Genomic DNA, 11,513 nt, shown 5'->3' with positions numbered 1-11,513 from the left:
ATGCCCAATGCCCAATGCCCAATGCCCAATGCCCAATGCCCAATGCCCAATGCCCAATGCCCAATGCCCAATGCCCAATGCCCAATGCCCAATGCCCAAATACTAAATACCAAATATCCTATGTTTGTAGCTGTTGATCAAATTGAAAAAGTTTTTGACTTAACTGGTGGTGGCAAATATATTGCCCTTAAAGGAATCGATCTCCAAATTAAAAAAGGAGAATTCGTTTCTTTGATTGGTCACTCCGGTTGCGGCAAATCTACTCTATTAAATATGATTGCGGGTTTGGATTTGCCCACTGAGGGTATTGTCACTCTCGAAGGACAAAAAATCACCAAACCTGGCCCAGACAGAATGGTGGTTTTCCAAAATTATTCACTATTACCTTGGCGGACGGTAAGAGAAAATATTGCCCTCGCCGTGGACTCAGTAATGAAAGGTTTACCCGCAGCCGAACGCAACGCCATTATCGAAAAACATATAAATATGGTGGGTTTGCGTCCCCATGCTGACAAACAACCAGGAATGTTATCAGGCGGACAAAAACAGCGAGTTGCGATCGCCCGCGCCTTAGCGATTCGTCCCAAATTACTCTTGCTAGATGAACCATTTGGTGCATTAGATGCACTCACACGCGGCAATTTGCAAGAACAACTCATGCAAATCTGCGAAGAAAATCAAGTTACCGCCGTGATGGTGACACATGATGTAGATGAAGCGGTGCTGTTATCTGACAGAATTGTGATGCTGACCAACGGCCCCGAATCTAAAATCGGCGATATTTTAGAAGTGGATATTCCCAGACCCCGCAAGCGGATGGAAGTAGTAGAACATCCTAGCTACTACAGCTTGCGAAGTGAGATGATTTACTTCCTCAATCAGCAGAAACGCATCAAGAAAATTCGGGCGCGGAAAACTGCTGACATTGCCCGTCATGGATTAGAAAAAGTTAACCTAGAAATTGGCTTTTTACCTCTGACAGCTTGCGCCCCCTTAGCAATTGCTAAAGAAAAAGGTTTCTTTCTCAAACACGGTTTAGATGAAGTTAACCTAGTGCGGGAAAGTAGCTGGCGGGGTATAGAAGATGGCATAAGTGGTGGTTACTTAGATGCGGCTCAAATGCCTTCAGGGATGCCGATGTGGCTAACTTTGGGAGGACATAATAACCAACCTCTACCCGTTGTCACTGCCCTTACCATGACTCGCAACGGTAACGCCATCACCTTAGCAAAACGCTTTTACGACCAAGGCGTGCAAAGCTTATCAGACTTCAAAAGATACCTGCTTTGCACCCGCGAACAACGGCATACAATGGGAGTAGTACATGCCGCATCAATGCACAACTTGCTGTTGCGTTACTGGCTAGCGGCTGGTGGAATCGACCCCGATAGTGATGTGGATATGAAGACCATTCCCCCAGCGCAGATGGTAGCCGACTTAAAAGCCGGAAGCATTGATGGTTACTGCGTGGGTGAACCTTGGAATTACCGCGCTGCTGTGGAAAATGTCGGTTTTACGATCGCTACCGACTTAGAAGTTTGGTTGGGACACCCCGGTAAAGTTCTTGGTGTGCGGGAAGATTGGGCAGAAAATTATCCAAATACGCATATCGCCTTAACCAAAGCATTGTTGGAAGCTTGCGTGTATTGTGCAAATCCTGAAAATACCCAAGAAATTCGCCAAATTTTAGCCGGGCGAGATTACGTCAGCACTGATTTAGAATACATTCAACTCGAAGATCCAGATAGTCTCACCTGTGACTTAGACCATCCGTTGCGAGACTATGCCCATCACCAGTTTTATTCCGATTCCGCGATCAACCGTCCCAGCCGTACTGAACAAATTTGGATTATGAGTCAATTGGCGCGTTGGGGTGACACTCCTTTCCCCAGAAATTGGGTAGAAGTTGTGGAACGGGTGTGTCGCGTGCGTGTTTTCAGCACCGCCGCACGAGAATTAGGTTTGGATATTAGCTATATTCGCCAACCGATTCAACTGTTCGATGGTACTCCCTTTAACGCCGATGATCCGATCGCTTATCTCAACAACTTGAAAATTAAACGTGATTTTTCAGTCGCGGAAGTTGTTCTTGATGCACCAAGAAGAAGACTCGCATCATAAAACAATTGTTAGAGAAAGAGGGAGTGGGAGAAGTAGCACATCACGCACGCACCTCTGAACTGGATGAATCCACCTTTTATCTCCGTTAATGAGTCTTTGAATTCCGTTAATAATCTAACTTTTCACGTCATCTGGAAAAACCAACAAAAGACCTAACCCCCTGCTCCCTTCCCTACAAGGGAAGGAGGAAAATTCAAAGCCTCTCCCCTTCTAGGGGGAGAGGTTTGGAGAGAGGTCAGAATATTCATTTGCACATCGCCTACATTTAGCTTTTTAATCCCCAAATACCATGCAAAATCGCAACTTTACAGCTACAAGCACACTAGGAAAACCATTCGTTAGTGCAACCACCAACCGCAGACCTTTCCTGGAAATTAAAGACGTTACCAAAGTTTATCCCACAAAGAAAGGCCCCTTCACCGTACTCGACGGCGTTAACCTCAACGTAGAACAGGGCGAGTTTATTTGCGTCATCGGCCACTCTGGCTGTGGCAAATCGACACTGTTAAATATGGTATCCGGTTTTAACTTTCCCACTTCCGGGCAAGTGTTACTTGAAGGAGAACCTATTACCAAGCCAGGGCCAGACAGAATGGTTGTCTTCCAAAACTATGCCTTGCTACCTTGGCGAACTGCTTTTGAAAACATCTACTTAGCTGTTAACGCCGTTTATCCCAATAAACCACAAGCTGAAAAAAGAGCGATCGTCCGCGATCATTTAGCAATGGTGGGACTAGCTGATGCAATGGAAAAGAAACCAATGCAAATGTCCGGTGGTATGAGACAACGGGTTTCTATCGCCCGTGCTTTGGCGATTCGTCCGAAAGTTTTAATTTTAGATGAACCTTTTGGGGCGCTGGATGCTATCACCAAAGAAGAATTACAAGAAGAATTGCTGAAAATTTGGGGCGATAACCGTTGTACAGTGCTGATGATTACCCACGACATCGACGAAGCACTATTTTTAGCAGATAAATTGGTAATGATGACCAACGGCCCCCATGCGAAAATTGGCGAAGTTATGGAAATTCCTTTTTCTCGTCCCCGCGATCGCGCCCGCATCATGGAAGATCCACAATACTACCAACTACGTAATTATGCCTTAGATTTCCTCTTTAATCGCTTTGCCCATGATGACGTAGGTTAAGCTAATCTTTTCCTCAGTTTTCATTCTAAAAAATGGTTCCTTCCAGACGAGTTTATTTATTGTTGGTTTTAGGTATAGCGATCGCCCCGATCCTATGCCTTTTTTTCAGCATTAAAGCAGCGATCGCCATCATTGTGCTATTTGATGCGATCGTTCTCGGATTGATGGTTGTAGATGGTTTGCAGGTACGCCGTTCTCGCGTGCAAATTACCCGCGAATTACCCTCACGATTATCCATTGGGCGGGATAATCCAGTGGTGTTAAAAGTAACATCGCCAAATACCAACGCCCTAATTGAAATCTGCGATTACTACCCAACAGGATTTGGCATATCTGCACCTACACTCAGCGCTATTATTCCCAGCAATACCACTCAAGAATTGACATATACCGTCAACCCGACACAGCGCGGCGAGTTTCCTTGGGGAAATATTCAAGTTCGACAGTTGGGAATTTGGGGATTAGCTTGGGATGATTGGCAAATTCCCCAAAGTCTGCCAGTGAAAGTTTATCCTGATTTAGTGGGATTGCGATCGCTGACAATTCGTTTAACATTGCAATCATCAGGATCAATGCGCCAATCCCGCAAAACTGGTATTGGTACAGAGTTTGCCGAACTGCGGAACTATCGCACTGGTGACGATTTACGATTTATTGATTGGAAAGCAACCGCCCGGCGGGTTGGGGCATATAATAATGCAACGCCATTGGTGAGAGTTCTAGAACCCGAACAGGAACAAACTTTACTAATCTTGCTCGATCGCGGGCGATTAATGACAGCAAAAGTGCAGAATTTGCAGAGATTTGACTGGGGTTTGAATGCAACTTTATCCTTAGCATTGGCGGGGTTGCATCGCGGCGATCGCGTGGGTGTTGGTGTATTTGACCGCCAGATGCATACGTGGATTCCCCCAGAACGCGGTCAACATCATTTGAATCAGCTAATCGATCGCCTGACACCAATTCAACCAGTATTAGTTGAATCTGATTATTTGGGGGCAGTGACAAATGTTGTGCAGCGTCAAACTCGTAGGGCACTAGTAGTGGTGATTACCGACTTAATTGATGTCACCGCTTCTACAGAACTCCTAGCTGCACTCTCCAAGCTAGCACCCCGCTATCTGCCATTTTGTGTTACTTTGCGAGATCCCCAAGTTGATCGTTTAGCACACATCTTCACAGATAATGTTACAGATGCTTATGCCCGTGCAGTGGCACTAGATTTATTAATGCAACGACAAGTAGCTTATGCTCAGTTGAAACAAAAAGGTGTATTAGTATTAGATGCACCAGCAAATCAAATTGCCGATCAGGTAGTTGAGCGATATCTGCAACTCAAAGCCCGGAATCAACTTTAGCAAATTGCATTGATTTATCAAATGCCAGGTGCTATTTTTAGCACCTCGTAACCCGTAACCCTTAGTAATGGCAGAGGACTAATTCCGATTAAACAACCAAAAAATTCTTTTCGGTTAGTGATAATCCAGCAGATAGTTGAGCAAATTGTACCTGAGTAAACCCAGACGCACTGCCATCTTGATCAAAGAACAGTCCACCTGTATCATTATCATAGATGAATCGTTGAGCGATCGCTGTTGCAGATGTGCCGATGGTAAACTGACTTGTCTTAAGTGAACCGATTGATAACCCGCCACCAAAACCATCAGCTGTTACTTGAATGAGTTCATTAGTCGCTTTGAAGTCATCAAGTCTATCAATGCCTTGATTGAAACTATTGAAAGCAAAGGTATCAGTACCAGATCCTCCAATTAGGCTATCATTACCCTTGCCGCCTATGAGGATATCATTGCCATTACTACCGTTGAGAGTATCATCCCCATTGCTGCCCACAATCAAGTCATCGTATTGTGTACCTCTGATATCTAATCGTTCAATATTTTTGTAGCTAACCCGATTCGTGCCTACCGTAATTGAGCCAATGTTAGTAGTAGCATTGAATGTCGAAGTGATTCCCTCCCTGTTATCATTTTTATAGAAGTTATAGGACAATAAATCGTCACCTGTACCCCCATCGATCGTATCATTGCCACTGCTGCCCCCATCGATCATATCATTGCCATTGCTACCTACAATCAAGTCATCATATTCTGTACCTCTGATGTATAATCGTTCAATATTTTTGTAGCTAACTCGATTCGTGCCCACTGTAATTGAGCTAATATTATTAGTAGCATTGAATGTCGATGTGATTGCGCCCCTAGCACCATAGTAAAACAATAAATCATCGCCTTTTCCCCCATCTATCGTATCATTGCCGCTAACGCTCCCATATATCGTATCGTTGCCTTCGCCTCCAAAGAGCAGATTATTACCTGTTGACAAAAAAGCACTCAAGCGATCATCACCAGCGCCACCATTGAGGGTATTATTGCCAGAAGTGGGTGTGTTATATCTACCATCAGTACCAGAGGCTGAAAGATCATCATTGCCATCGCCACCATTAAGTAGATTATTGCCTGATGAATAGCCAACATTCAAGTGATCGATACCAGCACCACCGTTGAGGGTGTTATTACCTAAAGTGGGAATGCGGTCGTATTGTTTGTTGTTGTCGCCATCGTACGCCGCAAGATAATCATTGCCATCACCACCATTAAGTAGGTTATTGCCTGATGAATAGCCAACACTCAAGTTATCGTTACCAACGCCTCCATCCAGTAAATTATTGCCTGTTGAATAGTTAACACCCAAAGAGTCGTTACCAACGTCACCCTTGAGGATATTCTTCCCCGCACCACCAAGGAGGATATCATTTCCTACACCACCAAGGAGGATATCATTCCCTGCACCACCTCGCAGCAAGTCGTTACCACTTAAACCGTTGATTTTGTCATTACCCCCCTGACCATTCACCACATCATTTGAGTTGTCTAAACCCGTAATGTTATTGTCAAGGTCATTGAAAAAAGTCACCGTGTTCTTAATCCTCAGAGTGGTTTCAGTGGAGTTGGCATCTAGGACATGAAAGCTGTCGATAATGCTAGTTTGCCCATCAAACAGAATATTACCGATAGCTGATCTGCCTTTAGAAGCTTTCAGATTTTCCAAGTTTTCTAATTTGAAATTTTGGAGGATAACTTTGGCATCAGGCACCCCTTCAAAGGTGACTTCCAGATTGTTGCCATTCTGGGTAAGCAGCAGATTTCGGGCAGTGAAGCCAGCACCAAGGAATTTGATGGTATCCACTTGGGCAATGACTGCTGCTGTGGGGTTTGTCCCTTGACCTACCCCACCGAAATCGGTAATGATATCAGTGCCGTCGCTCAACAAATTATAGTCATCGAAGTTGTAAACAAATTGATCCTTACCACCACCACCAGTTAGGGTGTCGTTGCCATAGTTAGCTGTAATGGTATCGTTGCCTGCAAGACCCTTAATCGTGTCTGCGCTGTTACTGCCCACTAGAGTATCATTACCGTTGGTTCCAATTATATTTGCCATAATTTTTACCTAACTAAATCTATTTTTCAGTAATTTCAGTTCTCAAGTTGCTGTTAGTACTGTTTTAGAGAACAAAAATTCGCCAAAATTCGACGCTTTCGACATAATTTCATGTCACGAGTGCGAGATGCTATTTTCAGCACCTCGCAATCCCTGCCTAAAGTAAGGGAGCGCTAATCACGATTAAACAACAACAAAATTGTTATTGGTTAGTGATAATCCAGCAGATAGTTGTGCCAATTTTACCTGAGTAAACCCAGACGCACTGCCATCTTGATCAAAGAACAATCCACCTGTAACATTGTCATAAATGAATCGTTGAGCGATCGCTGTTGCAGATGTCCCAATGGTAAACTGACTTGCTTTAAGTGAACCTATTGATGATAAATCGACATTAATATCATAAGCCGATACCTGAATTAATTCATTAGTGGCGTCGAAATCATAAAGGCTAGAAACGCCTCCATAGAAACTATTGAAAGTGAAAGCAAAGGTATCAGTACCAGCTCCTCCATAGAGGCTATCATTTCCACCATTGCCCGACAAGGTATCGTTGCCATTGTTCCCCACAATTAAGTCATCGTAGCCTGTACCTGAGATATTTAATGCTTCAATATTCTTGTAACTAACCAGATTCGTGCCCGCCGTAATTAATCCAGTGTTAGTACTGGCATTGAATGTCGTTGTGATCCCACCTGTAGCATAGTTGTAACCTACATACAACACATCGTCACCCTTACCCCCATCAATTGTATCGTTGCCACCATTGCCTGTGGAGAGCGTATCGTTGCCATTGCTCCCTACAATCAAGTCATCGTAGGCTGTACCTCTGATATCTAATCGTTCGATATTCTTGTAACTAACTAGATTCGTGCCCGTTGTAATTGAGCCAATGTTACTAGTAACCCAAGTTGCTGGTTATCGACTGATATGCACTTGTTATCACTCAATTCATGCGATCGCGTACAACAAAGTTGGTGCCTAGCGCCAACGTGCCGATGCCATTGTTGCCAGCATTCAGCTACTTAAATGCCTATTAGTTGTATAAATTACTTATTCAATAAAAGCTTGTTGAAGAGTAAAAGAAAAAATGAATGCTTGTAGCTTAAGTAAAAACCCTTGATAAGTGACTGCATGTATTGATTTTGGAAAAACACAAGTGATACTACTAAACACAGTTTCGATATAATGCCGAGTATGTTGTTTAATATATTGATTCCAAGGCTGGTCTTGACGCTTGGAGTTCTTTTTCCTCATGACTTTTAAAGAAATGTGACTTGTTTGTTCCAAGTCATCCTCAATCGTGTAGTCGGTGTAAGCTGAATCACCATAAATTTCACTACCAGGTGGTAGATTCAAGGGTAAGGCATTTAAAGCACGTACATCGTTGGCACTACCAGGCATAAACACAAATTCGACAGGAATACCATTTTTGGTTGTTAATAACTGAACTCGAACCCCGTAAAAATATCGTTTTTTCGATGCGATGTAACCTCTATACTGCGCCGACTGTATTATTTTTACATTAAAGATACGGATGTTATCGCAGATGGGCACTGGGAACGAGTCTAAAAGATATTCAGTGGAATCACTAATTTCCTTCAGTGCCATTCCCACTTGATGAAACAAGTCGTTGATTAACATTGAGACACTGTGTAATCTCCGGTTAAATCGTGACTTTTCTAACATATTAGATATCAACTTATGTTCTTTCATATAGGTACAAGCCTTACTATGATTACCATTAAAGAACATCGCCGATGTTATTGCCGTTGTAATAATTTCTGCGTCATTCATCTCTCGACGACAATCTTCATTATGCCCAATCGCCTTTAACAGGTCGTCTATGATAGCATATATGGAAATTATTTCGTTTAGCATTTAGCCCTCCTAATTTTCTCTTCTTGGAGGGCATTTTATTGCTTTACTGTCCCAAAGCGATCGCCCATAAGAGTAACTAGCAACTTGGGTTAATATTTATCGAAGATTCACCTTATGAAAAGGCTTATATATAGCAAATAAGCCTCTTTGCATACTCTTCACATTATTTGCCGATAAATGTATATACATTTGTATATTCTTCATATTATTTCAGTTTCTAGGCAATATTTTCCAGAAACCAATAGGCATAAGTTTGAATAAGTTATATAAAATAAATGTTTTCCTTTTGATGACGGCGATGCCTATGGTTCTTGCTAGCTTACGCCTGGCAATATTTTATATCTAAGCAAGAATCGTCATAAATTACCATAATTATAAATGCAGATATAAATAAACTGAGGCAAGAACACTTGCAAATCATGCACACACATACCGAAAGTTGAAGAACTAAACCTAACATCTACTTTCTGTTAGCACTAAATTCCATTGAGCAATCGAGTGCGAGATGATATTTTCAGCACCTCGCAATCCCTGCCTAAAGTAATGGAGCGCTAATTAAAGATTAAACAACCACAAAATTCTTTTCGGTTAGTGATAATCCAGCAGATAATTGGGCAAATTTTACCTGAGTAAATGCAGAGGCACTGCCATCAAGATCAAAGAACAGTCCACCTGTAACACTATCATAGATGAATCGTTGAGCAGCAGTAGTTGCAGATGTGCCAATCGTAAACTGACTTGGCTCAAGTGAAGGTGTTGCTAAGTTGCCACCAAAACCAGCAGCCGACACCTGAATCAAATCATTAGTGGCGTTGAAATCATAAAGATTATCAATGCCCCCATTGTAACTATTGAAAGCAAAGGTATCAGTACCATCCCCTCCAATTAGGGTGTCATTACCGTTGCCACCCGTGATGATATCATTACCAAAACCACCATCAAGAGTGTTATTACCTAATGCGCTGTATGCACTAAGAGTATCGTTGCCATCGCCCCCTAAGAGCAAATTAGTGCCTGTTGAATAATCAACAATCAAGTTATCAGCACCAGCGCCACCGTTGAGGGTATTATTTCCCAATGCTCTGCGATAGACTCCTTTGCCAGACTCGCCCTGTTTGTCGTACTCGTAGCCAGAGGCACTAAGAGTATCATTACCATCATCTCCAGAAAGCAGATTATCGCCTGATGAATAGTCAACATTCAAGTTATCCGCACCAGCACCACCGTTAAGGGTGTTATTGCCAGTGCAAATATAACACCTTCCTCCGTAGCCGTAGCCGTAGTTAGAGCCTGTGAGAGTATCATTGCCATCGCCACCATTGAGCAGATTAGCACCTCGTGAATAGTTAACATTCAAGTAATCATCACCAGCGCCACCATTGAGGGTATTCTTGCCAGAGGTGTTATCAAACCTGTAGCCCTCGAAGTTAGAGGCACTAAGAGTATCATTGCCATCGCCACCAAAAAGCAGGTTATTGCCTGTTGAAATGTTAGCACTCAACGAATCGTCACCAAGACCACCGTTGAGGGTGTTATTACCATCGGCAAGATTGACGTTAAGATAATCATTGTCATCGCCACCATCCAATAAGTTATCGCCTTTTGAATAGAAAGCACTCAAGGTATCATTACCAACACCACCGTTGAGGGTGTTATTACCAGATACTTCAGGATCATAGTAGCCACCAGAGACGCTAAGAGAATCATTGCCATTGTCACCAGAGAGTAGGTTATTGCCTGCTGAATTGTCAGCACTCAAGCTATCGTCACCAGCGCCACCGTTGAGGGTGTTATTACCAGACACCACATCATATTCACCTAAAGCACTAAGAGTATCATTGCCATCGCCACCATCTAATAAGTTATTGCCTGTTGAAGAGTTAACGTCTAAGTAATCGCTGCCAGTACCACCAATGAGGGTATCATTACCTGCAAAACCCTTAATCGTGTCAGCACCGTTACTACCCAGTAGAGTATCATTACTGCTGGTTCCTATGATATTTGTCATAATTTTTACCTTATTGAATCAATTGTTGGAGTAACTTTGGTTCTAAGCTCTGTGTTAGTGCTGTTTTAGCGCACAAATAACTAGCCGAAAATTAACACTTTCAGCAAGTTTTTTTATGTCACTGTTGAGGAACAGTAATTATTATCGAAAATTTATCCTATTGACAAGCTTGAAGTACCACTTATCTAAGTCTTAAACTTTCACACACTGTACAAATTAAGGACTGTGTGTATCAACTCAAATAAGTCGTTTTAGGCTTTTTCTATTCATCCTTGATTGAATATAATCACTGAAAAACGTCGGCAAATTAAGCTTAAATGCCTGAAACTCACATTCCATACTTTAATTTTTCAATACGCAAGTATTGTTATCTTGAAAATAGGTAAAAGACTTTTCATACTCTCATTGTGGACTATCGCCCGTGGGTATCTAGTTTAAAATAGAGAACATTTAAATAACACTCTAATAACCATCTGTAATAACCATATATGAATATTTACCGAGATGTCCATACTTAAAACACATCTTTGTATACTCTTCACATTACTTATTGCTGGTGTATAGCTAAATACTTATCTTTGCGTATCTGTAACATTTTTCTAGTCAAGGATTTATTTGCAGAAAGCAACAGACAAAAAGTGGTTTGAACCAAGGCTTCCAAAGGAGAAGACTTGTTAGATGTTTGAAAGAATAATAAAAAAATATAGAATTAATCGTGGCGATCGCTTAGGTTAGGCTACGCTTACGCAGTAAGCAAGATAAAGAAACTGTGTGGCAATGTCCTATATCTAAGTAATAATAAGTACAGATACATAAGTGTAGAAATAGAGACATAGCCCAAATTAACTATTCATTGCATTAATAAATTGAATGCAAGATGCTATCTTAAACACC

The 11,513-nt window shown here is 42.1% G+C and carries 7 protein-coding genes; 3 read left to right on the top strand and 4 right to left on the bottom strand.

The annotated features are described in order from the left end of the window. The first annotated feature begins 120 nt into the window (after positions 1–120). The 3 genes from CDC33_RS16230 (at position 121) to CDC33_RS16220 (ending at position 4,626) form a co-directional block, all read left to right on the top strand. Positions 121–2,121 carry an ABC transporter ATP-binding/substrate-binding protein gene (locus CDC33_RS16230; RefSeq protein WP_109012595.1) on the top strand — a complete coding sequence of 667 codons (2,001 nt, stop codon included), beginning with the start codon at positions 121–123 and terminating at the stop codon, positions 2,119–2,121. A gap of 289 nt (positions 2,122–2,410) precedes the next feature. Next, positions 2,411–3,268, top strand: coding sequence for a nitrate ABC transporter ATP-binding protein (locus CDC33_RS16225; RefSeq protein ID WP_109009332.1), 858 nt, complete (start codon positions 2,411–2,413; stop codon positions 3,266–3,268). Between the two features lie 32 nt (positions 3,269–3,300). Then, complete coding sequence (locus tag CDC33_RS16220) at positions 3,301–4,626, top strand: DUF58 domain-containing protein (RefSeq protein WP_109009331.1); 1,326 nt, start codon at positions 3,301–3,303, stop codon at positions 4,624–4,626. 88 nt (positions 4,627–4,714) lie between these two features. On the opposite strand, the gene CDC33_RS16215 is transcribed toward CDC33_RS16220, so the two are convergent. The 4 genes from CDC33_RS16215 to CDC33_RS41280 all read right to left on the bottom strand — a co-directional run bounded on the left by CDC33_RS16215 (position 4,715) and on the right by CDC33_RS41280 (position 10,619). Next, positions 4,715–6,730 (bottom strand): beta strand repeat-containing protein, encoded by a 2,016-nt coding sequence (locus tag CDC33_RS16215; protein ID WP_109009330.1) that lies wholly within the window; start codon positions 6,728–6,730, stop codon positions 4,715–4,717. A gap of 183 nt (positions 6,731–6,913) precedes the next feature. Then, entirely contained in the window at positions 6,914–7,564 is a 651-nt protein-coding gene (locus CDC33_RS16210; RefSeq protein ID WP_280524451.1) for a calcium-binding protein, read from the bottom strand. Positions 7,565–7,783: 219 nt separating this feature from the next. Further along, positions 7,784–8,611 carry an IS982 family transposase gene (locus CDC33_RS16205; RefSeq protein ID WP_109006873.1) on the bottom strand — a complete coding sequence of 276 codons (828 nt, stop codon included), beginning with the start codon at positions 8,609–8,611 and terminating at the stop codon, positions 7,784–7,786. Between the two features lie 562 nt (positions 8,612–9,173). Beyond that, positions 9,174–10,619 carry a beta strand repeat-containing protein gene (locus CDC33_RS41280; protein ID WP_109009328.1) on the bottom strand — a complete coding sequence of 482 codons (1,446 nt, stop codon included), beginning with the start codon at positions 10,617–10,619 and terminating at the stop codon, positions 9,174–9,176. Between the last annotated feature and the right edge of the window lie 894 nt (positions 10,620–11,513).

This window comes from Nostoc commune NIES-4072 (genome assembly GCF_003113895.1).
Lineage (GTDB): Bacteria > Cyanobacteriota > Cyanobacteriia > Cyanobacteriales > Nostocaceae > Nostoc > Nostoc commune.
The sequence above is the reverse complement of the archived record's forward strand: the minus strand, read 5'-3'. Positions and strand labels throughout refer to the sequence as shown.